This is a genomic window from Bacteroidetes bacterium GWF2_43_63 (assembly GCA_001769275.1).
GTDB lineage: Bacteria > Bacteroidota > Bacteroidia > Bacteroidales > DTU049 > GWF2-43-63.
In genome coordinates this window covers 1-23,580 of record MEOQ01000028.1, presented here as the reverse complement: position 1 = coordinate 23,580, position 23,580 = coordinate 1, and the positions used below count along the sequence as shown (strand labels likewise).

Below are 23,580 nucleotides of genomic sequence, written 5' to 3'. Positions count from 1 at the left end.
TCAGTAGCTAATTTAGCAAGAAACCGGGAGGATAATGGGGAAATTACCATCTAGTGTTGACATAAATAAAATAAGCGAATATTTTGCGGAATATTCATTCCCTTATATTGTCCTGAACGAGGACAATGTAATTTGTGACGCAAATGAAGCCTTTCTGAATGAATTGAACTATTCAGAAATAGAATTGTTGGGAAAAAAGAAAATAACCGATATAAGTATTTCCGCCTCAAAAAACAGTTTTGGAGTAATCAAGTCTTCTGAATTTTTAAATAAAAAAAACTCAGGTATTTCTGATTTTATTGCATTGAAGAATAAATCGGGCAAGCTTAAGTATTTCTTGTTTCAGGTGAGACACGCCGGCAAGGGTAAAAAAATAATATTTCTTTTCAACCATTCTAAACACCTGAATAAAGCTGGAAATATTAACAGTGAAATCTCATTAAATTCTTCTGCAGATGCATTTCCGGAAGCAACAGTTTTTTTCAACAGCCGGTTTATTATCATCGATATTAATGTTTCGGGCGATGTAGATTTGATCAGGTTGTTTAATCTGGGCGTAGGCAAAAAAATTGAAGATTCAATTGCTCCGGCCAGCTTGAAGAAGCTTTCGGTAGACACTCTGAAAAATTGTAGAAAAACAGGCAAAAAGGCTGTGTTTGAATACGCGCTTGAAATCAATGAAAAGCAGCGTTATTACCGTTTCAGAGTGATTCCTTATGAATCCTTTATTGTTGCACTTGTTAGTGATATCACTGCTGAGAAACAGGCGTTGCAAAAGCTTATCGATAATCAGCAGGAATTGCAGGAAGTGATTGATGAAATGCCGGTTGCAGTATTGCTGGCAAACACTCAGGGCAAAATTGTCTTCAGGAATAGCCCTTTTATTCAACTTATTAAGCGGGCCGGCTTGAATGTGACCGATGATATATGCGAATATATAGGGAGTGAATTGTTTAGTGATTTGAAATTCAATGAAACCGAAAAACACACATGTTGTGTGCAGATTGGAAAATTGTTTGTCGATGTTTCCAGCCGCAAACACAACAAGGCAAATAAGGCCCATCACATTGTATCTTTTGTTGATGTAACTGATAGGGAAAAAGCTAAAAATGCGCTGGAAGCAAGCTACAAAAAGCATAAGGTTATTGTTGAAACATCGCCAAATGGCATTATGATCCGCGATTTCAACAAGCTATATTATGCCAACCCCGAAGCTTTGCGGATTCTCGGGTTCAAAAAAAGCAGCGAAGTTCAACTTAAAAATGTTTTGAGGAAGGAAGATCTTGCATCGATTAATGAACGGTTGCTCCAGGTGCAGAGCGGAGGCGAAGTTGAATATATGGAATACATGATTACGCCGGCCGATACAAAGAAACCCATTTCGATTATCACCAAGCCAATCCTGATCGATTATCAGGGAAAACAGGCTTTTCAGATCGTTTTCCGAAACAATTCGACAGAAAAGCTTTTGATGGAAGAAAGGCTGAAAAAACAGCTGCTGGAGGCTCACAATAAGAAATTAAAGGCCGAAATAGCCAGAAGAATAGATATCGAGAATAAGCTTAAGAAAACAATCGACGAAAACAAAATATTAATAAACGAAGTACATCATCGTGTTAAAAACAACTATCAGATCATTTCAAGTATGTTGAACCGGTGTACTACAAATATATCAGACCCCGCATCAATAAAGGCAATCAGCGCAGTCAAAAACAGGCTTGTATCGATGGCAATTGTAAATGATTTTTACATGGATGCTGAAAATTACAACTCTATAATGTTGGTCGACTACCTGAAGAAAATATATCAGAATTTTATACGCGAAAATGGCTCTGCATATACGCTTGAGAAGATTGTCTTTAAAACAAAACTGAGGGATGTAGTAGTTGATCTTAATGATGCAGTGCCTATTGGACTGATTTTCAACGAAATATTAACAATCTTATTTCAATTGGTCGACAAATTAAGCGATAATTTTTGTAACTTTGTATCATTAAAATGGCAGAATAAAACCAATTTAATGTTTACTGTCCGTTTTCATGATGAACTGGCTGGTCTGCTCGAACAGAAATTTGAACATTCTGCCGAGAAGGTTTCACTGACCGATTTACTTGAACAGATGGATGGATACATGGAATGTCATTTTGAGAAAGCTGAACTTCAACTGATTGTTAAACTGTCAAAAATAAACTAATATGAGCAAAATTAAAATTGTCATTGTCGAGGATGAAACCATTGTTGCCAAAGACATTCAGAACATTCTGAACAATATCGGTTATCAGGTTGCCGCCGTAGTTTCCTCTGGTGAAAAAGCACTGGCCGAAGTCGAAAAAAACATGCCGGGTCTTGTTCTCATGGACATCATGCTTAAGGGCGACATGAGCGGAATTCAGGCTGCTGAAATCATACGTGAACGCTATGATATTCCTGTGGTTTTCCTGACTGCTTATGCTGACGAAACAACCATTGAAAAAGCAAAATCAGCAATTCCTTATGGCTACATTATTAAGCCTTTCAAGGAAAAAGAATTGCACACGACCATCGAAATGGCGCTGAATAAGCACCAGAGCGACATGGAACTGAAAAAAGAGCGCAATCTTTTGCATTCAATCGCTCTGAATAAAGATGATAAAGAAAGTATTTTTGTTCGTGCCGACTATCGTCTGAACAAAGTTAATTTCAAGGAAATCTATTTTGTTGAAGCATTGAAAGATTATGTAGTCATCAATACCGCCGACAACATCTACACCACGCATACAACCATGAAGGAAATGATGCGCATACTTCCTGAAAAGGATTTTGTACGTGTTCACCGTTCATACATTGTACGTCTGGATAAGATTTTCTCGATTAAGTATCCCGATCTCGTAATCGAAGGCAAAATGAAAGTTATTCCAATCGGTGGTTTGTATCGCAAAGAACTTTTCAGCCGCCTGAACCTGATATAATGATTTTTTATTTTGGAAAATGCCGCTTCGGATCTCCGGAGCGGCTTTTCTGTTATTAATCAGGTTGATTCACCAAAAATCCTTAAGTTTGTAATGACTATTTAATTATGGAAAAAAGAAAAGACAAAAACAGCAGAGAAAAATCTCCCAAACAGCATAGCAGCGACCGTAAAACTTCGCGGCCTGTAAAAAGATTTTCAAAAGATGATAAACCGGCGTTTAGTCGTGACCGAAATCGGACTGAAAAAGCAGAATCTGGAGCAGAAAGTGATCGTAAAACTTCGCGGCCTGTAAAAAGATTTTCGAAAGATGATAAACCGGCTTTTAGCCGTGACCGAAATCGGACTGAAAAAGCAGAATCTGGAACAGGAAATGAAAAACCAGTGCTTAGAAAAAAAACCGGACGGTTTTCGGACGATAAACCTCAAAAAGGACGTTATTCCGATAATCCTCGCAAACCAAGGCCAGATGCAGGTTCCGATAGACCAGCGCGTCGGTTTAAGCCGTCCGAGAATTCAACAGACGAAAATCGTCGGGGAAATTCCCGGGATATTTCACGTAAAACGACGAATCGCGACGGAGAATTCAGACCGACAAAATCGTTTGAAAAATCTTACAGCAGCAAAAAAGATGTTCCGTCAAAAAAGGGTGGGGAAGATACCCGTCTGAATAAATTTATTTCGAACAGCGGCATATGTTCGCGTCGCGAAGCTGATGTATTAATTTCGACCGGAGTGGTGAAAGTGAACGGAGAGGTAATTATTACCATGGGTTATAAAGTTAAACCGGGAGACAAGGTAACCGTGGATGGACGAGAACTCAAGTCAGAGAAGAAAGTTTATATTTTGCTCAACAAACCAAAAGACACCATCACAACAACCGACGATCCTTCGGGACGTGCTACGGTGATGGATATTGTAAAAGATGCCTGTCGTGAGCGCGTGTATCCTGTAGGCAGACTCGATCGAAACACAACAGGTCTGATTCTTCTTACCAATGATGGTGACATGGCAAAAAAACTGATGCATCCTTCGCACAAAATAATTAAGGTGTATGAGGCCACCCTCGATAAAAACATTACCAGAGAAGATATGGATGCAATTTCAAAGGGTGTTACCATCGAAGACGATTTTATTCCGATTGATGGCATTGCCTGGCCTGAGCCAGACAAAAAAAATCTGGTTGGGATTGAGTTGCATAATGGGAAATACCATGTGGTGAAGCGCATTTTTGAACAATTAGGTTACGATGTGATTAAGCTTGATCGTACCATGTATGGTCCGCTTACAAAGAAAAACCTGCCAAGAGGAACCTTTCGGTTTTTGAATGATAGCGAAATTTCGATACTACACAGACTTTAAAAACACATTATAATGGACATGAATTTTGATCATTTGTGGTCGGCCAATGTTGGCAAAATGAAAAAATCTATCATCAGGGAATTACTGAAACTTACCCAGAAACCTGATATTATTTCATTTGCCGGAGGTCTGCCGGACCCTAAGCTTTTTCCATTCAAAGATATTCAGGAATGCATGAACTCAGTTCTGGAAAAAGATGGCGGAAGAGCGTTGCAGTATGGAACCACAGAAGGAGATAATCGGTTACGTGCTCAACTGGTGAAGCGCTACAATGAAAAGGAAGGGCTCAGTATTACCGAGAACAATTTGCTGATTACAACTTCTTCGCAACAGGGACTCGATTTCTGCGGACGTGTTTTTGTCAATCCGGGCGACGTTGTTTTTTGTGAACTTCCGTCCTATCTGGGTGGTTTGAATGCGTTTTCGGCCAGTGGCGCGGAGCTTTGCGGCGTTGAAATGGATGCAGATGGCATGAGTCATCTTAAGCTGGACGAAGCCATTGAGAAGACTATTAAAGCTGGAAAAACACCTAAATTCATTTATGTCGTTCCCGACTTTCAGAACCCTGCCGGCATGACGATGGGTGAAGAACGAAGAAAGGAAATTTTACAGGTAGCCTACAAATACAAGCTTCCGATAATTGAGGATTCACCTTACCGCGATTTGCGTTTCGAAGGCAAAAGTCAGCCAATGTTTCAGCAGCTCGATACACAGAATATGGTGATCACTCTCGGCACTTTTTCAAAAGTGTTTTCGCCTGGTTTCAGACTGGGGTGGGTGATTGCTCATCCTTACTGGATTGAAAAATTTGTAACGATCAAACAGGTTGCCGATTTGTGCAGTTCTGCTATTTTGCAAATGACGGTGGCCGAATACTTTGAGAGAGGTTATTACGAAAAGAACCTTAAAATTATAATTGAAAAGTATCATGAAAAGCGAGATTGCATGCTCGATTCTCTTGAAAAATTCATGCCGGCCGGCGTAACATGGATAAAGCCCGAAGGCGGATTGTTTCTTATGATTACTATGCCAAAACATATTGATAGTGAAAAACTGTTCGTGAAGGCAATTGAAAAGAATGTGGCCTTTGTAATTGGTCATGCTTTCTATTGTAATGATTCAGGCCATAATACGATGCGACTCAATTTTTCGTTTAGTACTATGGAGGATAATGTTGAAGGTATCCGTCGCCTGAGCGAAAGTATCAAAGAAATGCTGTAGAATGGAAAAGATCCGACTCAAACCCTGGCAGAAGATTTTGCTCTTATCAGTTGCAGGACTTTTGGTTTTGCTGGTTGTTCTGAATGTGATTCTGAACAGAACCGATAGCACAAAGCGATTGCCGGTTTCGGTAAAGATGAACATCGATTTGCAACCTACCGATTCCACCGGGCGTGTTTTTACCGACGAGCAGGTGAAAGGAGATTCTGTTCGTTTCGAAACAATTCGTGGCGAAGATGTGGGCTGGATTTTTCAGGTTTTCAGCGTTGGGCAGACGATGGATTATACCTTACTTATCGATTTCAGGGAAACGGAGCATTTGTGGAAAAAGGGCGATAGTTTAATCTATTCCGAAATGATTCCGGGAATGAATGAAAATTGTCCGATTGGGTTATTGCAGTTTAAACTTCAATCAAAACTGAAGATGGGAGAAAATTATTTTCTAACCGATAATGTTGATTTTTCGAAATACTATCTGAGTCTGAAGTGTAATCGATATGATTCTTTGGCTTCGTTCACCGGTGTATTTTATGCCGAGGAATATTTATTGAATCCCGATTTTTACCCGGATAAGCTTGTTTTAACAGGGGCATTCAGGGCCGACAGTATCAAAATCGGCTCAAGAGTCGTAAATTAGCAATGTGATGGAACAGATTCAATGGCTCGAAAATGAACTGAAGCTTTTTGCCCGAAAGTATTATATGAACATTTTCTGGCAGCGACTGGCATTATTTGTGGCTGCTATTTTTCTGATTCTGGTCGTTTTTTCCCTGGCTGAATATTCATTCTGGTTTGAAACCGGAACCCGCTTTTTTCTCTTCTGGGGTTTGATTATTCTTGTTTTTGCATCTTTTTCAGCTTTGTTGCTGCAGCCACTTTTTCTTTTATTTGGTATCAAAAAGCAATTATCGCGACAGGAGTTTGCGCTGGTTATTGGCAAGCATTTTCCTGATGTGAACGACCGGATTCTGAATATTCTTGAGTTGAGTGAGGGGAAATACTCAACAGCCAGTGTTGATTTAATTGTTGCAAGTATAAGGCAAAAGCTTGGCGAAGTGAAATTCTTTCATTTTTTTGAAGCGATTGATCGCCGCCGCACCTTTAGAAGGATACCTTTAATAATAGTTCCTTTTCTGTTTTTGCTGATTATGGGATTCACCATGCCCGATGTTTTATTGAATCCACTCGAAAGACTTTCGCATTATAATACCGAATATGTGAAGCCGGCTCCATTTGATTTTGTTATTCAGAACGAAAACATGGAGGTTGCTCAGAATAGCGACTTTACGGTTTTGATGCAACTCGAAGGGTCTGAAATTCCGGAAGAGGTTTTTCTTGAAGATGGCGATCGTCGGTTCAGGATGAATCCGGTCGACAGGAATGTTTTTCAATATACATTTAAGTCTGTTAAAAAAGATCAGAATTTCCATTTTTATGCCGATGGATATAAGTCGGCTGATTATACAGTTTCGGTTTTCAAAATGCCGGCAATTGTTAGTTACTCTCTTCACATTTCTTATCCATCTTATACCGGAAAGCAGAACGAAGTGATAAACAATATCAATTCGTTGAGTGTTCCACGTGGAACAATTATAAGATTTCATGTGCTGACGCGGGACGCAGACGATTTGAAGGTGTTTGATGAGAACAATCGGATAAAAGTTCTGCGCGATGAACGCAATTTTGTTTTTGAACGGTTGTTTGATAATAATGTAATTCTCAAAGCAGTCTCGTTCCGCAATAATGTAAAGGCGGCCGATAGCCTGGAATTTAGTTTTGCGGTAGTTCCCGATGAATTCCCAACCATTTCGGTTAAGGAAGAAGTCGATTCTACCATGTTTATGTTGAGGTATTTTTCGGGAAAGATTTCAGACGATTATGGACTTTCGAAGTTGAAGTTCGATTATAAATTTTATGCGGCTGAAGGAGGAATACTAGATTCTTCATTCAATATTCCCATCAGCAGTGAATACAATCTACAGGAGTTTTACAATGCTTTCGACTTTTCCGTTTTTGATCTTCGCCCCGGCGATCGGATAGAATACTTTTTCACGGTGTTTGACAATGACTCGTATGCCGGACCAAAATCCTCGAAAAGTCAGGTTTTCACATTCCGAATGCCCGGCAAAGAGGAAATGGAAAAACTGATCAGCGAAAAGTCGGAGCAGGTGAGTGGGGGTCTTGAAAACATGTTTGAGGAAGCCGCCAAACTTCAGAAAGAACTTGATGAGTTTATAAAAAAGAATTCGCAGAAAAAGAAACTCGACTGGGAAGACCAGGAAAAACTGAGGGAGCTGTTGGACCGCGAAAAACAGATGGAAGAAAACCTGAACAAGGCAGGCGAGCAGAATGCTGAACGTTTGCGAATGAGCGAACAGCTGAATGAATTCAACGAGCAGGTGTACGAAAAACAGCGGATGATAGATGAGCTTCTGAACCAGATTATGGATGATGAGTTCCGGGAAATGCTGGAAAAGCTGACCGAGATGCTGGAGAAAAACAATTCCAACATAAGTCCGCACCTGGAGGAATTGAACGAGAAAAATGATGAGATTCTGAAGAACATGGAGCAAACCATTGAGTTGCTTAAGCGCTCAAAAGTGGAGGAAGATATTCTTTCGCTCACCAATGATTTGAAAGAGTCGGGCAAGGAGCAAGAGGACCTTTCGAAAAGCGAAGAATCTGCTCAAGACAAAATGAAGAACCAGGAAGAGCTGAATAAAATGTTTGACGAACTTCAGCAAAAAGCTGATTCGATGATAAAGCAAAACAGCGAACTCGAGGAACCCTTTCCGATGGACTCGCTCAGCAAAAAGCTGGACGCCATTGACAGTACTATGAAGGCTGCTTCGGACCAGCTCAAAAGTGGAAAACAAAATAAAGCGTCGAAGTCGCAGCAAGAAGCTGCCGAACAAATGCAGGATCTGGCTGAGGAAATGGAACAGATGATGGAGGAGGCCAGTGAGGAGCAAAACGAGGAAGACATGGGGCTGGTGCGTGAAATACTTGAAAACCTTATCACAATTAGCTTTCAGCAGGAAGACCTTATGCGAAACGTCGCTGTAACAAGGATTGCTGATCCTAAATATTTTGAAAATCTCAGGAAGCAAAAACGTATTGAGGAAGGTCTTTCAATCATAAACGACTCATTATCAGCACTTGGTAGGCGAAATCCTATGATTAATTCCTTTATTACCGATGAATTGACCAAAATAAGTCAGGCGCGCAAAAACGCTTTGGAAAATCTGAACAGTCGCTATGTCGCTCCGGCAACGCGTGAGCAGCAAAATGTGATGATGGGTGTGAATAACCTCGCCTTGCTGCTGAGCGATGCATTGAAGCAGATGCAGCAGCAGGCCAATCAGCAGAAACAGGGGCAGGGAAGCAGTTCGCAATGCAAAAAGCCCGGTAATAAACCGGGAAATAAACCCGGAAAAGGTCAGGGAGAGAAACCCAGCGCAAAAACCTTGCGTCAGCTGCAGGAGCAATTGAACCAACAGATGGAGTCGCTCAAAAAACAAATGGAAAGCGGACAAAAACCAGGTCCCGGTCAACCCGGAATGAGCGAACAGCTGGCCAAAATGGCCGCTCAGCAGGAAGCCATCCGTAAGGCCATGCAGCAATATCAGCAGCAGCTCAACAGCGAAGGAGGCAACGGATCGGCCCTGAATAAGGTCATTAATGATATGGAAAAGACCGAAGAAGATCTTGTCAATAAAAGGTTGAATACCGAAACCATGGATAGGCAGAAGCAGATCGAAACGCGATTGTTGGAGTCGGAAAAAGCGGACATGGAACGCGAAAAGGATCCGAAGCGTCAGAGCGAGGAGGCAAAAATTTTCAACAATGGTAACCCTATGACGTTTTTCAAGTATAATAGTCTGAAAAGAAACAGTTCGGAAATTCTGAAAACGGTCCCACCAAATCTGAATCCCTACTACAAACAAAAAGTAAACGAATACCTGTACAAAACAAAAGCGGAATGAAAGGCAATTCAGACTCACTCAAACTCAAAAGTAGTTCATCGGAGCTGAACAAGGTTGAAAAACTTGTTGAGGCACTGGCGGATAAATATTATCTCAACGATTCATATTTTGCCAATATAATGGTTGCGCTGACCGAAGCATTCAACAATGCGCTGACTCACGGAAATCATAACGACCCATCAAAACAGATAAGCATCGATTTTTCATATACCGACAAAGAATTGATTTTCGAAGTCAGTGATCAGGGAGAAGGATTTGATCATCTTCTGTTCATCAATACCAAACACAGCGAGAACCAGCGCGGAATTGAACTTATTCAGAGCGTAAGCGATAAAGTTGAATTCAGCGATAATGGTCGGTGCATTTCAATACATTTCAATGTGGCTTCGGTCAATCAAAGCATTAGCCAGAGCCGGATGTCGGCGTTTGGACAACAAACAAGCGCAACGATAAAACAGGAGGATGAAAATAAAGGGCATTGACTGGAATGATCCTGATAACAGGGTCAAAGATATAGATATCGACGCACTGAGCCGTGTTTGCACGCTGATTTGCGCCGATTTTCGTTTTAAACAGGGTCCCATTGTGTTCCACGTGGTTTCGGATGAGGCGCTGTTTGAAATGAATGTGAAGCACCTCAATCATCATACGCTTACCGATGTGATCACGTTCCCATATAATCTGGGCAAATTTGTCAGCGGCGAAATATTCATCAGTGCCGACCGGGCCGATGATAATGCAAAATCGAATAAATCAACAGGCAGCGAAGAGGTTTTGCGATATGCGGTTCACGGAATGCTTCATCTGTGCGGACTCGAAGATGACACGAAGGATAAAAAGGAAGAAATTCACAAACAAGAAGATCTGTATCTTCGGAAATACAAGGAGTTCCACGTGAAACAATGAACATTTTTCAGGATTATGATATAATTGTTGTTGGCGGAGGCCATGCCGGTTGCGAAGCAGCTACAGCCGCAGCCAGACTGGGTTCGAAAGTGCTTCTGATTACCCAGGATCTGACCGGTTTTGCGCGCATGTCGTGCAATCCTTCTATTGGTGGAATTGCTAAAGGACAGATAGTCAGAGAAATAGATGCTCTTGGTGGTTTTACCGGCATTGTGGCCGATAAATCCATGATCCAGTTTCGCATGCTCAATCGCTCCAAAGGACCAGCCATGTGGAGTCCCCGTTCGCAAAACGACCGTGTGCAATTCAGCGTCGAGTGGCGCGATATTATTGAAAATACGCCCGGGCTCTACCTCTGGCGCGACGATGTGATTGCAATCCAGATAAAAAACGATCAGGTCTGTGGTGTAGATACGAGTCTGGGGTTGACCATCAATGCAAAAGCTGTTATCATTACTGCCGGAACATTTTTGAATGGTAAAATATATATAGGTAAAGTTTCAGTTAGTGGCGGACGCATTGGCGAAAAACCTTCGCTTGGGCTGAGTGAAAATTTGAAAGAGCTGGGAATTGAAACCGAGAAGCTCAAAACCGGAACGCCCATGCGCATTGATGGCCGAACCATTGATTTTTCCGTCCTAAAAGAACAACCCGGGGATGAAAACCCTGAGAAATTTTCATTTTCGGACACCCCGACTCTTACAAAGCAGCGAAGCTGTTATCTGGCCTACACTTCGGAGCAGGTTCACGATATTCTGCGAACGGGTTTTGAGTTTTCACCGTTGTTTACCGGAGTCATAAATGGTGTTGGACCGCGCTATTGTCCTTCGATTGAAGACAAAATTGTCCGGTTTGCAGGCAAAGAATTTCATCAGCTTTTTGTCGAGCCCGATGGCTGGAACACAAACGAATACTATCTGAATGGATTTAGTTCCTCGCTGCCGCTCGATGTGCAGTATTCAGCACTTCGAAAAATTGCAGGGTTTGAAAACGCTGTAATCATGCAGCCCGGCTATGCAATCGAATATGATTACTTTCCACCGACGCAGCTAACGGCAGATCTGATGTCGAAAAAAATTGAGAATCTCTATTTTGCCGGTCAGGTGAATGGCACCACCGGTTACGAAGAAGCCGCCGCGCAGGGAATCATGGCCGGAATCAATGCGCACCTGCGTTTGCGAAGCGAAGAAGCGTTTATTCTTAAGCGCCACGAAGCTTATATAGGCGTTCTGATCGACGATCTGATATCGAAAGGGGTGGATGAACCATACCGAATGTTTACCTCGCGTGCCGAACACCGGTTGCTGCTCAGGCAGGACAATGCCGACATCCGCCTGACGCCGCTGAGTTTCAAGCTGGGTTTGGCCGGCAAAGACCGCTTGGAGAAAGTAGTGGAAAAACTTCGATATATCGAAAACGCCACACGCTGGTTTGAAAAAAACAGCGCCGAACCCGCTGTCATTAATTCTTTTCTTGAGGCAAACAACAGTAGCATCATTCCACAACGTCAAAAATTTTCACAGCTGATTCTGCGACCTGAAATTTCGATTGAAAATCTGCGAGCGGTCGGTTTGTTACCCGTGGAACATTTTTCTCCTGCCGACAAAACATTTGACGACACCCTCGAAATTGAAGTGAAGTATAAAAGTTATATTGAACGAGAAAAAGATTTTGCGGCTCAGTTCGATAAATTTGAAAACGTAAAATTACCTCCGGATTTCGATTATCATAAAATTACAAACATATCATGGGAGGGCCGGGATAAGTTAAATCGGATTCGTCCGGCGACAGTTGCTCAGGCCTCTCGCATCAGCGGAGTCTCGCCGGCCGACATTGCTGTTTTGATTGGGTGGTTGCGAAAATAGACTAATTACCTATAAAACAAAAACATGTATGATATTCATATATGTTAAAATTGCGAATGAGGCGATTTTAGACATTTTTTTGTTCCGGAAAACAAATGGATTAAACTGGAGCAACATCGTTGATTAAAATCAAATTATTGAAATGACCACGGAAAACCGCTCCAATACTGCGCTTTGAAATATTTAAACATGCATATATATAGAATTAACATAAAACAAAACCAAAACAAACCGGATTTTGAAAAATGTTTTGAATTTCATTATTAAGAACTATTCCATTTTATTAAAAAACAATATTCTTAAAAAATCCTGAATAATTATTTGGTAACTTTGAAACCCATAAAAGGTTATGTTATGGGAATTAAAAGTATTGAGAACGTCGATTTCAGGGGTAAGAGGGTTTTAATTCGCGTAGATTACAATGTGCCGCTTAATCAGAATCAGGAAATTACTGACGACACGCGGATCAGAGAGTCATTGCCAACTATTCAGAGAATAATTAATCAGGGTGGATCTGTTATTCTGATGTCGCATCTTGGACGTCCGAAGGGGCATGACATCAACTATTCCATGATGCCGGTAGCCATTCACCTTTCGCAGCTTCTGAATAAAAACGTGATTTTCGATCGTGAATTATTCAGCCCGCGTACCAAAGAAGTAATTCACAATCTCGATTTCGGAACAATTGTGTTGCTCGAAAATTTGCGCTACTACAAGCAGGAAACGGCAGGCGATGAAGAATTTGCAAAACAACTTTCTGAGCTGGCCGATATTTATGTCAACGATGCTTTCGGATCGGCCCACAGAGCGCATTGTAGCACAACAACGGTTGCAAAATATTTTCCCGGAAACAAATATTGCGGTTATCTTCTTGAAAATGAATTGAAGAATTTGGAGAAAATTCTTCGTGCAGAAAAACATCCTTTCACCGCCATTATCGGTGGTGCGAAAGTGTCGTCGAAGATTGATGTAATCAAGAGTCTGAGTAATATTGTCGATAATATGATCATTGGTGGAGGCATGGCTTTCACTTTTGTAAAAGCGCTTGGCGGCAAGGTTGGAAGCTCATTGATTGAAGAAGACAAACTCGATGTTGCCAACGAAATTGTTGCGGAAATGATGCGCAAAGGCGTCAACCTTTGTCTGCCAACCGATGCAATTATTGCTGATGCATTCAGCAACGACGCACAGACCGGCTGGAGTGAGGCCGACAATATTCCCGATGGCTGGATGGGACTCGATATCGGACAGAAAAGCATCAAGCGTTTTGCCGATATCATCAACCACAGCGAAACCATTTTGTGGAACGGTCCGCTCGGTGTTTTTGAGATGGAGAAATTTAAACAGGGAACCAAATCAATGGCTATTTCTACTGCATCAGCAACCATTCGTGGCGCGTATTCGCTGGTGGGTGGCGGCGATTCGGTAGCGGCCATCAACAAATACAATCTCGCCGACCAGGTGAGCTACGTGAGTACCGGTGGTGGCGCTATGCTCGAGTATCTCGAAGGAAAAGAATTGCCGGCGGTAAAAGCGCTGGAGGAGTAAAAGTTGTGCGAAGTTTTTAAACTTCGCACAACTGTCCATAATCAAACCCATTTCCTGTAGGGGAAAAACATTAATAGCAATCCCAAACCAAAATCTTTCAGCGTAGGGGATTAACGAGTCTTCGATGCAGAGCCGGAGTTGAAGGTTTTGTGTACAGCGTACAAAGCATTATTTATTTGCTATCAATATTGAGGCCTGGAGTTTACTCCGTGCAGCAAAAGGTTCGTGTTGGACTATGATTTGTAAAGTTATGTTCTTGAGTTCAGCGTTTGTAATATTTGTAATTTTGAACAATTATTTTCATCCATAAATGAGAGAGTTTGATCCGCCTATTTCTGAACGAGAGACTGAAGAGCTTATATTAATTGCTCATGGCACAATTGATAGTTGGCAGAAGGAAGCAATTGATCAGGCAAAATCGGAATTGATCAGGCGTAATGTTTCATATGAGTCTCAGCTGGAATTTCTTAAACAATGTGAAGAAGAAGAAAAACGTTTTCAAGAAACTTATAAAAGGGAAATGCAGCTTAATGAAACAGAAGGGTACTCCATATGGATTAAAATTGCAATTTTTTTTCAGGCACCTCTTCTACTGTCTGGCAGATTATCAATAGGTCTTACGTTATCGGAACTTAAAAAAGAGAATTATAGTAGAAAATTGAAACAAAGACTGTTTTTACTAATATCAGGAACGTTATTCTGGGTTTTATTTATTGTTGCTGCTGTAGAGATCGGGAAAAGGGATAGTGAGAGAAAAATTGATAAAACTGATATTTCAGAAGAGGAAAAAAGATGGATTAAACCAGACAGCCTCAGGAAGTCAAATGCAATTCAACTCGATACTGGTATTCAAGCAAAATGACATTTTATTTACCGCAAAGCAGGCAAAAACAGATGGAAATTTGTGGAAGGAATAAATATATGGCAAAGTTAATCCTGATTGGTTGTCCGGATGCTTAATTGAATAGGAGCATTAAAAAACTGAATTATTAAAAAAGTATTGTTGCTATTGGCAAATGGCTTTGAATTTTTCGAAGCTAATTTTCAGCTTGCCTGAAACCTTATTGCGCCAGAATAGACTTGAATCGCAAAGGCTTGTCTTTTCTAAATATTTGTACATTTGTTTGCAGTATGAAAATTAGATTAATGAAACACGGTAAAACATGGCTGATTGCTTTGCTTGCAATAAGCAGTTTTATATGCTTGTTTTTCTTTTTAGGCATGAACACGGTTTTTTTTAATGGACCTGCCGGAATTCATATTATGCGGCAGACAGACAGCATGTCGTTTGCATCGCAATATTACAACAACGGTTTTCATTTTTTCGAGCCACAGCTTTTTAATCTGAAAAATATTGATGGGAAAGCGGCCTGCGAATTTCCTCTTCTTTACTACATTACAGCTTTGTTGTATCTGGTTTTTGGTAAGAATTTTATAATTCTGAAGCTACTGAATCTGATTATTTTATATTTCGGGGTTTTCAATGTTTTCAGACTGGCATATGGGATTCTAAAAGACTATTTTTATGCTGCCCTGATTGCCATTTTTCTCTTTACGTCTACAGTTTTTAATTTCTATTCGTTTAATTATTTACCTGATATCACGGCGCTGGGACTTGTTTTTTCTGGCTGGTATTATTTGTACCGATATCTGTGCAATGGTTTGCGCGCGTATTTGATAACGGCTTTTGTTTTATTTCTGCTTGGCAGTTTGATAAAGGTGACCTATATGATTAATCCTTTGTCAATAATGGCTTTAGCAGCACTCTCCATGCTAAAAAGGAATGCTAAAATGTTTTCAGGCGAGCAGAGCAAAAAAATTATTTGGTATGGCATTACCTCTGTTTTTATAGTAGTATTTTGGAATATGTATGCTCTATGGTATAATGATGCAAATGATTCATATTCTTTCAATACGACGATTCTTCCTATCTGGGAGGAGTCTAAAGAAACAATTGTTGTTATTTGGGATCATATGCGACATTATTGGCATTGCAATTATTTCTATCAGTCGTCATTTCATTTGCTGTTTTGCGTTGCTGCTTTTCAGATAATAATGATCCGCAAAGCAAGTTCACGCTTAGCTTTTCTCCTGGGTATTCTTTTTCTTGGAAGTGCTTCTTATTGGATGCTTTTTTATCATCAGTTTCAGGATCACGATTATTATTTTTTGGCCTTCTTCCCGTTTTTTGTTTTATTGCTTGTGTCCGGCATTAGAACTCTGCAAAACCTAACTTCACGCAGGGTTATTCACATTGCGCTTAAAATCATAATGTCTGTTATTGTAATTGCAGGAATTAATTATTCCAGGATGAAGCTGTCGCAGCGATATCATCCAATTGCTGATAAATTCTCAAAAACCAGTATAATTATTCAGAATAACAATCAAAAAATTCAGGCTCTTAATATTCCGGCGGACGCAAAGTTTGTTGTGGCACCTGATCCCTGTCAGAACAGCGGATTGTTTTTTCTCGACAGGATGGGCTGGACGCTGGATTCTTTAGGCGCTGTAACATCAGATACCATTAATTTCTATTCAAAAAGTGGTGCAGCGTATTTATTGCTGGCTACAAACGATTCATTGTATTTGTCAGTTGGAGCCGAATGCGGTGATCCTATACTTATTGAAAACGAAGTTTCAGTTTTCAGTTTAAAAGAAAAGTAAGTGTTTTACTCAATCATTTGTAATTTCATCCATTTACCGTGAAATAATACAAATATTTATAAGTCAAACATCCGTAATGTCAGAATTTGTCATCACCCGAAAACAGCGCCTGTACAAGCTTCTGGAATTATTTCGCTCCGATATAAACGTCAAAGCGCAATTCTGGATTCAGACGAAAGGTCGTTTCATATTGATTAAGTACTTTGCGCTGCGCGATAAGAACGGCGCCTACAAAGGCGTGCTCGCAGTCAGCCAGGTCGCCACCGAAATCCTCTGCCTGAGTGGTGAGAAACGATTGCCGGCATGGAAATAATTTTAATTTTGCATGATGAAAAAAGTATTATTGCTATTGGCAAATGGCTTTGAAATTTACGAAGCAAGTGCATTTATCGATGTAATTGGCTGGAATCTGGTGGAAGGCGATGGCAGCACACAGCTGTATTCATGCGGCTTGCGGAAAGAGCTTCGGAGCACTTTTGATCAGCGTTTTACCGTTGATTTTCTGATTGATGAAGTCGATGCCGATGATTATGATGCACTCGCTATTCCTGGCGGCTTCGAAGAATTTGGCTTTTACGCCGATGCGTTTGATGAAAAATATCTCAGTCTGATACAGCAATTCAGAGACAAAAAGAAGATCATTGCTTCTATCTGTGTAGGCGCACTGCCACTGGGAAAGAGCGGAATACTCCGCAACCGTTGCGCCACCACCTATAACAAAAATCCGAAGCGACAGGAAATGTTGCGAGGCTATGATGCAAATGTAATAAACGAACCAGTTGTTGTGGACGACAACATCATTACATCGTGGAACCCGTCCACAGCAATTCATGTCGCCATGCGGCTTTTGGAAAAATTGACATCGAAGGAAAACGCGGAGCGGGTGAGCGCGTTGATGGGATTTTGAGAACGTTTGCAACCCACTCAGCAATCTGCACCGCATAAAACCGAAAATTTCCAACCGCAAAATAAAATATTTTCATTGGTGTTTTTGTAAATAATATTTTTGTGTTGACAAGAGGAAGATTATGACTGTTTCTCTGAAAAATTGATTCAAAAGCTTGAAAAAGGGCTGAAAAACCCGTATATTTGCCTTGTTTCTGAATTGAACAACAATGTATAAAACAATAGAAATAGACCGAAAAAACCTGACATTAATGGGTGTGAAATTTTCTGATCTAAAAACATTGGAAAGTACGGCAAATGCTATTGGCACAAATATGTTTGAGGGTTTTGAACCAACCAGGGAATTGATACAATTGTATGTAGATTGGAAAAATGGCTGTATTTCAGAAACAGAATTTCTGGCGAAGTTATATGCCATTTATGGAAAATAATTATCAGTACATTGACCCGGATTACGCATACACCAATAAAAATGGGGTGCTACGTAATTTAGCCAATATTGAAGATGAAAGAATATTGCTGTCGTATGAGAGCTTAAAGGTTTCTAGAAGAGTTGAGGAATTATTTGAAAACCCAATCACAATTGTAGACGCTGATTCATTGCTGATCATTCATCATTATTTGTTTCAGGATGTATATGTATGGGCTGGAAAAGTCAGAACGGTAAATATCAGTAAAAACGGAAAACCATTTTTTGACAAAGAACGCTTTAATATTGCTTTTCAGTACATAGACACCCTTATTTCAAATTACAGAGCCATTCGAGAAACGAAGAAACAGGAGCTATCTCAATCATTAGCCGAAATATTGGATCATGTAAATTATTTACATCCTTTCAGAGAAGGCAATGGGCGAACACAAAGAGAATTTATAAGATTGCTGGCATTAGAAAAAACATGATTTTAAATCTCAATCCACCTGACAATAAAAGCGTTTATGACCGGTATATGCACGGTACGATAAAAAGTGATGTAAAAATATTGATGGAATTGATTTTAGAACAGATTATGAATCAATAAAACCAGCCAGCAAGCAAAGGCTTTTACAAATTCACAGCACCTTTCCACCCACCCACTCAGCAATCTGCACGGCATTGGTGGCGGCGCCTTTGCGGAGGTTGAATGTCAGTTTTTCTTTATTGAACACCTGGTGATTAAATCTTTTTATTTTTGAAATTATGTCTTATATTTGTTGGAAAACAAAAATATAATGGCTAAAGAAACAGCAATAAAACTATTTAATGACAAGCAGATAAGAACTGTCTGGAATGATGATCAGGAAAAATGGTTTTTTTCTGTTGTTGATTTAGTGGGCGTATTATCAGAAAGCATAGATCCACAGGCATATTGGAGAAAACTAAAGCAAAGACTGAAAGAAGAGGGAAATGAAACCGTGACGAATTGTCACGCTTTGAAAATGGTAGCTGCAGATGGTAAATATTATAAAACCGATGTTGCCGACACAAATTTTTAATTCCGCGATTTTTTACATTGACTATGATTTAATAATATGCATAGAAACAACAAGGCAACATTATTAAAAAAGGCATTCCGACATCCGGAGGATGTCGAACAAAAATAGCGTCCGGCGGAGCCGGATGTCATTACGCATGCTCGGATTGGACCCTGCCAGGGTCCAATATACCTTGATCTCTTACCCGGACTTCGTCCGGGCTATTATTATTTGACCCGCGCTGCGGGTCGTTGAAAATATCAGCAGTTTGTGATTTTTGAAAAAACATTTCGTATCTTTGAAAAAAAGGCAAAGGTGACAACAGCAGATTTGAAACTGAAAATTTTCCGGCAACTTGATTCTTTACAGAAGAACAGGCTGGACGAGGTTTATGGAATGCTGATGAATTATTTCAGAGGTCAGAAAGACATTGATGACTGGGACAACCTTTCCGAAGAACAAAAGCAGGGCATTATTGATGCTGCCGAACAAATGGAGCAGGGAAAGAATATTTCTCATCAAAAAGTGATGGCAAATGCACGAATTCAATATAGGTGAAACGCGGTTTATTCAATAACCTTTCCCGCCATTCACTCAGCAATCTGCACCGCATAAAGCCACAAAAATTCCAACTGCTTAATAAAATATTTTTATTGGTGCTGATGCAATTGCTATATTTGTGTGACGTTAAGAACATTTTTAGATGAATAAAATAGTACTGTCTCTAATTATTGGCCTTATAATTTTGTCCTGTTCCAACAACCGTAAACAAGGGTGCAAAATTATGGAGACCGTCAAGACCAGTTTAAGCAAAAAGGAATTATATCTGAAGATAATGAGAGAAAAGAATTTTCAGCTTGAAATTACAGGACCTTGTGACAATGCTCTTGAAGATACCATTCACGAGAGGTATATTACTTATATTGACTCAAAAACAATAACAGACACAAATATTATTATTGAATTTAGATTTATAGATAATTGTTGCTATAAGTTTCTTGGCGATTATTCGTTCGAAAATGATACGTTAAAATTCATATACGAAGTAGTTAACGATGTAGTGTGTGGTTGTGTGTGTTGGTATAGGTACAAGTTGACTATCAACGAACCGAATAAAATATTTAAGTATATAAAAATTGAAAAAAAATATCGTTTGCAACCCAGGTTTTACGTTAGTGGGCGAACAGTGAATAGAAACATTTGAACAATTAATAAACGTTAGAGCAAGCTCACTATTTAGGGTTTCAAAAGCCCACCAATGCAAGCCCCGAAACCATTGGCCTCCCAAACCCCTTTTTCTGATCTTTAAACATTCCCCGCCACCCACTCAGCAATCTGCACCGCATTGGTGGCGGCGCCTTTGCGGAGGTTGTCGGCGACAATCCACAGGTTGAGTCCATTGGCAATGCTGTCGTCGCGGCGGATGCGGCCTACGAAGGTTTCGTTCTTTCCTTTGGCGTAGAGCGGCATCGGATACAGGTTTTCTGCAGGATTATCCTGCACTACCACGCCGGGAGTTTCGTTCAGCAGCTTGTAAATATCAGCGATTTCGTAGGGTCTTTCAAATTCAATGTTCACCGATTCGCTGTGGCCGCCGGTTACAGGCACACGCACCACGGTGGCCGACACCTGAATCTGCGGGGCACGCAGTATTTTGCGTGTTTCGTTCACCAGCTTTTCTTCTTCGGTGGTATAGCCGTTGGGCAGAAACGATCCGCCGTGCGGCAGACAGTTCATATCGATCGGATGCGGATAAACCATTTTGCCTTGCTTTCCGGCGCGTTCGTTCATGAGTTGTTCAACCGCAAAGACGCCGGTTCCACTCACACTCTGATAAGTCGAAACCACAATGCGCTTTATGCCGAAAGCCGCATGCAGACGACTCAGCGCGAGCACGAGCTGTATGGTGGAGCAATTCGGATTGGCAATGATTTTTGTTTCACGTGTAATGATGTCGGCGTTGATTTCGGGCACCACCAGCGGGATTTCGTCGTACATGCGCCACTGCGAACTGTTGTCAATCACAAAGCAACCGTTTTCGGCAAAGCGTGGAGCCCATTCTTTCGACACACCCGAACCTGCCGAAAATATGGCGATATCGGGTTTCATTTCACAGGCTTCGGCAGGAGTGACCACAGAATATTTTTTTCCGCGGATTTCAATTTCTTTTCCTTTTGAACGTTCCGAAGCCGCGCAGATAAATTCATCCACATGCAGCGGGCTTTCGTTCAGCACCTGAATCAGCTCGCTTCCCACCAGACCGGTAATACCGACAATACAGAGTTTCATTTTTAAATCATTTTTTTCAATAACGCAAAATCCTTTGCAAAAGTACGAAGAAGTAGTCAGTATTCAGTAGCCAGTTATATGTTGCCGTAGGCATCAAAGAAGCTGCGTAGCACCATTAGATACTCCGGAGGAGTTAAATATTAATAGCCCGCATGCCCGTCAGGGCTCCGGGGACGAGCAAGCGATAATTCAGCGGTCAGCGTAATTTTGACATGACGGTGCCAATCCATGCATCCCAGTCCCAGTCGCCGATCCCGTAATAGCAACCATCCCAGCTGTAGGTCATCAGAAAGTTCATCACAATGAAGGAAAGAACCATCAGATAAAAAACAATTTTGACAACAAGGCCCGAAGAATTTACTTTTAAAAACAAAAAGACCAATGGAATACTGAATACTGCAAGATATTCGACATAACTGCGTGCTCCGAAACTACAACCAAAATTCCAAATCCACCAGGAGGAAAACACATAGGATATTACAAAAAACAATAAGACCAATAACCGTCCATCAGCTGATTTTTTGATTGTTGAATATGCGAGGGAGATGAGAATAATTACAAAAAATGGAGTGTATAAAAACAATCCATTATTCGGCGAAAACCATGTTTTCAGGAGTTGCGGATTAGTCCAGATGAAAGTCTCGTTTTCGTATGCATAGTGAAAAGGAGATCCATAAGTGTAATGTAAATATGCAGCCTGAGGTATATTAATAAAAACAAACCCTATTGTCAACCACAAAATTGTCTTTAACCGGAAAACAGCCCTCACGCGGGCTTTAAGCATCGTTGTATCTTTAATTTCAAGAAAGAAAACGAATACCAGAAAAATCAAATTGGTAGGTCTTATTAAAACGATAAGTCCAGACACGATGCCAGATAGCAACAAATCTGCAAGGCAAGACTTTTTGAAATATTCGGTTTTTTGAACAAGAAATAAAAACAAGCTGAATAGAAAAAACGAATAAACATGCGACATTCCTGTTTCATCCACTGAGTAGTAATAAAGATTGGTTGCAGTAAACAAAACAAATAAAACCAACCACACTAGGGGCTTGTGAAAACGGTTTTCGAGATATCGGCCAAGAAAAAAGAAACCAAGCAACAGATAAAAAACGGCGGCGATGTTTATGGCAGCATGGTTTGCCTTTGTAAATCCTGGAATTCGGCCCGGATCCGACGAGTCATCAAAAATTCCGGCAGCCAGATAAAACGGCATTTGTAGTATAGCTATACCGCATGAATATTTGGTAATGACTTTATTGTTTGTTGTATCGATGCGGAATCCGTCACCGGTTTTAGCGGCGATGGAATCGGGAAATAATGACGCATTGAAGTTATAGTTGAAAACGGCCGGCAAATAAATATAGTATCCGGCTTTATCGGCCCAAATCTCGCTGTGGTAATTAAACACACCTGATTTACTGTGGCGATTGAAAGACAAGAACATTACAATCACCGAAAAAAGCAGAAAAAGCAAATATTTCAGGAGTTTGCTGTGTTTTGTCATGCGAATGAGAATTGCGGATAACCGTAGTTTTCGACAAATATATTAAAAAAGAACAATCAGCAGTTGTGTTATATAATTACTTCCCAGGATTCTATAGGCCCTTCAATCACCGTAAACACCGGATGTGGAGCCAAAAGTTTTTCGTTGCTTAGTTGTTTAAATTTTCCGGGATCGCGGAGTTTGAGTTTGTTCAGCAGATGTTTTGTTTCATATTGCATTTGTCCGCTGGTAACACTGAGCGTGCAGGGTTTGCAGTTCTTGTTGAATTTCGTTTTATCAAAGTGATAACCGCGATTCAGGGCTTCGGCATACACAACCGATAAATAGTAATCAATGCAATTTACCGGATCCGGTGCGGCTTTGAAGCGGTTGAGCTGTGGATGATTTGTATAACCCCTGGTGAGTCCCAAAAGAACGTGTTTCGCCAGCAGCGTTTCGCGCCAGAGCGCGACAAGCCCCTTTACGTCGAGATATTCGGGATGAACAGACCAAATGCGCATGGATTTTCAATCTTGAAAACAAAAATACAAAATATTTATTTCAAATATTGCTGTAATTAGCGCCATTGCACATAATGTCAGTGTCTATTCGCGTGGTAAGTCGTTGTTGAAGTTGCGTGTTAATCTGGCTATTGTATCTCTTAAAAAAATGACATTCCCTCGCTGTCACGCTGAGCCCCGCCCGCTGTCATCCTGAGCCCCGCCGCTGTCATGCTGAGCGGAGTCGAAGTATGAACAGCGGGGTAAACTCCGTCGAAGAGTCGACAGCAGGATAAACTCCGTCGAAGCGTATGCAGCGAAAATCAACAAAAAGAAGTCTGTGGTATTGGATGAGTATCCATGTAATAAAAAAGGTCTTTGAGGAAGTTGCAACAAGTAGTCAAATTATATTTGCTACAAATTTTTAAATGTTCAACTTAAACAAAGA

General features: G+C 40.7%; 21 protein-coding genes and 1 pseudogene. 19 read left to right on the top strand and 3 right to left on the bottom strand.

The genetic code is table 11. From position 1 onward, the window contains the following. Window positions 1–34: 34 nt before the first annotated feature. The 19 genes and pseudogenes from A2W93_09145 to A2W93_09055 all read left to right on the top strand — a co-directional run bounded on the left by A2W93_09145 (window position 35) and on the right by A2W93_09055 (window position 20,061). Window positions 35–2,194 (top strand): hypothetical protein, encoded by a 2,160-nt coding sequence (locus A2W93_09145; protein ID OFY54462.1) that lies wholly within the window; start codon window positions 35–37, stop codon window positions 2,192–2,194. A gap of 1 nt (window position 2,195) precedes the next feature. After that, window positions 2,196–2,948, top strand: a complete 753-nt coding sequence (locus tag A2W93_09140; GenBank protein OFY54461.1) for a hypothetical protein — start codon at window positions 2,196–2,198, stop codon at window positions 2,946–2,948. Between the two features lie 107 nt (window positions 2,949–3,055). Next, window positions 3,056–4,309 (top strand): hypothetical protein, encoded by a 1,254-nt coding sequence (locus tag A2W93_09135; GenBank protein ID OFY54460.1) that lies wholly within the window; start codon window positions 3,056–3,058, stop codon window positions 4,307–4,309. Window positions 4,310–4,321: 12 nt separating this feature from the next. Continuing rightward, on the top strand, window positions 4,322–5,530 hold the full coding sequence (locus A2W93_09130; protein OFY54459.1) for an aminotransferase: 1,209 nt from the start codon (window positions 4,322–4,324) through the stop codon (window positions 5,528–5,530). 1 nt (window position 5,531) lies between these two features. Then, window positions 5,532–6,167, top strand: a complete 636-nt coding sequence (locus tag A2W93_09125; GenBank protein OFY54458.1) for a hypothetical protein — start codon at window positions 5,532–5,534, stop codon at window positions 6,165–6,167. A 7-nt stretch (window positions 6,168–6,174) separates the two neighbouring features. Continuing rightward, window positions 6,175–9,516, top strand: coding sequence for a hypothetical protein (locus A2W93_09120; protein ID OFY54457.1), 3,342 nt, complete (start codon window positions 6,175–6,177; stop codon window positions 9,514–9,516). Beyond that, entirely contained in the window at window positions 9,513–9,998 is a 486-nt protein-coding gene (locus tag A2W93_09115; GenBank protein ID OFY54456.1) for a hypothetical protein, read from the top strand. Before A2W93_09120 ends, A2W93_09115 begins: the two co-directional genes overlap by 4 nt. Next, window positions 9,979–10,422 (top strand): rRNA maturation RNase YbeY, encoded by a 444-nt coding sequence (locus A2W93_09110; protein OFY54455.1) that lies wholly within the window; start codon window positions 9,979–9,981, stop codon window positions 10,420–10,422. Before A2W93_09115 ends, A2W93_09110 begins: the two co-directional genes overlap by 20 nt. Further along, on the top strand, window positions 10,419–12,287 hold the full coding sequence (locus A2W93_09105) for a tRNA uridine-5-carboxymethylaminomethyl(34) synthesis enzyme MnmG (protein ID OFY54454.1): 1,869 nt from the start codon (window positions 10,419–10,421) through the stop codon (window positions 12,285–12,287). The genes A2W93_09110 and A2W93_09105 overlap by 4 nt, the downstream gene beginning before the upstream one ends. A 354-nt stretch (window positions 12,288–12,641) precedes the next feature. Beyond that, complete coding sequence (locus A2W93_09100) at window positions 12,642–13,835, top strand: phosphoglycerate kinase (protein ID OFY54453.1); 1,194 nt, start codon at window positions 12,642–12,644, stop codon at window positions 13,833–13,835. Window positions 13,836–14,145: 310 nt separating this feature from the next. Then, window positions 14,146–14,697: a hypothetical protein gene (locus tag A2W93_09095; GenBank protein ID OFY54452.1), complete on the top strand. Its 552-nt coding sequence runs from the start codon at window positions 14,146–14,148 to the stop codon at window positions 14,695–14,697. Window positions 14,698–14,981: 284 nt separating this feature from the next. Further along, the gene (locus A2W93_09090; GenBank protein ID OFY54451.1) at window positions 14,982–16,499 is read left to right on the top strand and encodes a hypothetical protein; all 1,518 of its coding nucleotides are present in this window, start codon (window positions 14,982–14,984) and stop codon (window positions 16,497–16,499) included. A 76-nt stretch (window positions 16,500–16,575) separates the two neighbouring features. Further along, a complete protein-coding gene (locus A2W93_09085) occupies window positions 16,576–16,812 on the top strand; it encodes a hypothetical protein (protein OFY54450.1) in 237 nt (78 codons plus the stop codon). 15 nt (window positions 16,813–16,827) lie between these two features. After that, on the top strand, window positions 16,828–17,406 hold the full coding sequence (locus A2W93_09080) for a dimethyladenosine transferase (protein OFY54449.1): 579 nt from the start codon (window positions 16,828–16,830) through the stop codon (window positions 17,404–17,406). Between the two features lie 208 nt (window positions 17,407–17,614). Continuing rightward, the gene (locus tag A2W93_09075; protein ID OFY54448.1) at window positions 17,615–17,836 is read left to right on the top strand and encodes a hypothetical protein; all 222 of its coding nucleotides are present in this window, start codon (window positions 17,615–17,617) and stop codon (window positions 17,834–17,836) included. Then, a pseudogene (locus A2W93_09070) lies at window positions 17,826–18,424 on the top strand (filamentation induced by camp protein fic). The gene A2W93_09075 and the pseudogene A2W93_09070 overlap by 11 nt, the downstream one beginning before the upstream one ends. A gap of 172 nt (window positions 18,425–18,596) precedes the next feature. Continuing rightward, entirely contained in the window at window positions 18,597–18,878 is a 282-nt protein-coding gene (locus A2W93_09065) for a hypothetical protein (GenBank protein ID OFY54447.1), read from the top strand. A gap of 249 nt (window positions 18,879–19,127) precedes the next feature. Beyond that, window positions 19,128–19,415: a hypothetical protein gene (locus A2W93_09060; GenBank protein OFY54446.1), complete on the top strand. Its 288-nt coding sequence runs from the start codon at window positions 19,128–19,130 to the stop codon at window positions 19,413–19,415. 145 nt (window positions 19,416–19,560) lie between these two features. After that, window positions 19,561–20,061 carry a hypothetical protein gene (locus A2W93_09055; protein ID OFY54445.1) on the top strand — a complete coding sequence of 167 codons (501 nt, stop codon included), beginning with the start codon at window positions 19,561–19,563 and terminating at the stop codon, window positions 20,059–20,061. Window positions 20,062–20,162: 101 nt separating this feature from the next. Here the strand turns inward: A2W93_09055 and A2W93_09050 are convergent, their stop codons facing one another. From A2W93_09050 to A2W93_09040, 3 genes are all read right to left on the bottom strand, one after another. Next, window positions 20,163–21,146, bottom strand: coding sequence for an aspartate-semialdehyde dehydrogenase (locus tag A2W93_09050; GenBank protein ID OFY54444.1), 984 nt, complete (start codon window positions 21,144–21,146; stop codon window positions 20,163–20,165). A gap of 196 nt (window positions 21,147–21,342) precedes the next feature. Further along, a complete protein-coding gene (locus A2W93_09045; GenBank protein ID OFY54443.1) occupies window positions 21,343–22,653 on the bottom strand; it encodes a hypothetical protein in 1,311 nt (436 codons plus the stop codon). 68 nt (window positions 22,654–22,721) lie between these two features. Further along, entirely contained in the window at window positions 22,722–23,153 is a 432-nt protein-coding gene (locus A2W93_09040) for a hypothetical protein (GenBank protein OFY54442.1), read from the bottom strand. Between the last annotated feature and the right edge of the window lie 427 nt (window positions 23,154–23,580).

Bases quoted from the DNA above. Each gene is read 5' to 3' on its own strand.
- A2W93_09145 (OFY54462.1), top strand. From the start codon at position 35: ATGGGGAAATTACCATCTAGTGTTGACATAAATAAAATAAGCGAATAT.
- A2W93_09140 (OFY54461.1), top strand. From the start codon at position 2,196: ATGAGCAAAATTAAAATTGTCATTGTCGAGGATGAAACCATTGTTGCC.
- A2W93_09135 (OFY54460.1), top strand. From the start codon at position 3,056: ATGGAAAAAAGAAAAGACAAAAACAGCAGAGAAAAATCTCCCAAACAG.
- A2W93_09130 (OFY54459.1), top strand. From the start codon at position 4,322: ATGGACATGAATTTTGATCATTTGTGGTCGGCCAATGTTGGCAAAATG.
- A2W93_09125 (OFY54458.1), top strand. From the start codon at position 5,532: ATGGAAAAGATCCGACTCAAACCCTGGCAGAAGATTTTGCTCTTATCA.
- A2W93_09120 (OFY54457.1), top strand. From the start codon at position 6,175: ATGGAACAGATTCAATGGCTCGAAAATGAACTGAAGCTTTTTGCCCGA.
- A2W93_09115 (OFY54456.1), top strand. From the start codon at position 9,513: ATGAAAGGCAATTCAGACTCACTCAAACTCAAAAGTAGTTCATCGGAG.
- A2W93_09110 (OFY54455.1), top strand. From the start codon at position 9,979: ATGAAAATAAAGGGCATTGACTGGAATGATCCTGATAACAGGGTCAAA.
- A2W93_09105 (OFY54454.1), top strand. From the start codon at position 10,419: ATGAACATTTTTCAGGATTATGATATAATTGTTGTTGGCGGAGGCCAT.
- A2W93_09100 (OFY54453.1), top strand. From the start codon at position 12,642: ATGGGAATTAAAAGTATTGAGAACGTCGATTTCAGGGGTAAGAGGGTT.
- A2W93_09095 (OFY54452.1), top strand. From the start codon at position 14,146: ATGAGAGAGTTTGATCCGCCTATTTCTGAACGAGAGACTGAAGAGCTT.
- A2W93_09090 (OFY54451.1), top strand. From the start codon at position 14,982: ATGAAACACGGTAAAACATGGCTGATTGCTTTGCTTGCAATAAGCAGT.
- A2W93_09085 (OFY54450.1), top strand. From the start codon at position 16,576: ATGTCAGAATTTGTCATCACCCGAAAACAGCGCCTGTACAAGCTTCTG.
- A2W93_09080 (OFY54449.1), top strand. From the start codon at position 16,828: ATGAAAAAAGTATTATTGCTATTGGCAAATGGCTTTGAAATTTACGAA.
- A2W93_09075 (OFY54448.1), top strand. From the start codon at position 17,615: ATGTATAAAACAATAGAAATAGACCGAAAAAACCTGACATTAATGGGT.
- A2W93_09055 (OFY54445.1), top strand. From the start codon at position 19,561: ATGAATAAAATAGTACTGTCTCTAATTATTGGCCTTATAATTTTGTCC.
- A2W93_09050 (OFY54444.1), bottom strand. From the start codon at position 21,146: ATGAAACTCTGTATTGTCGGTATTACCGGTCTGGTGGGAAGCGAGCTG.
- A2W93_09045 (OFY54443.1), bottom strand. From the start codon at position 22,653: ATGACAAAACACAGCAAACTCCTGAAATATTTGCTTTTTCTGCTTTTT.
- A2W93_09040 (OFY54442.1), bottom strand. From the start codon at position 23,153: ATGCGCATTTGGTCTGTTCATCCCGAATATCTCGACGTAAAGGGGCTT.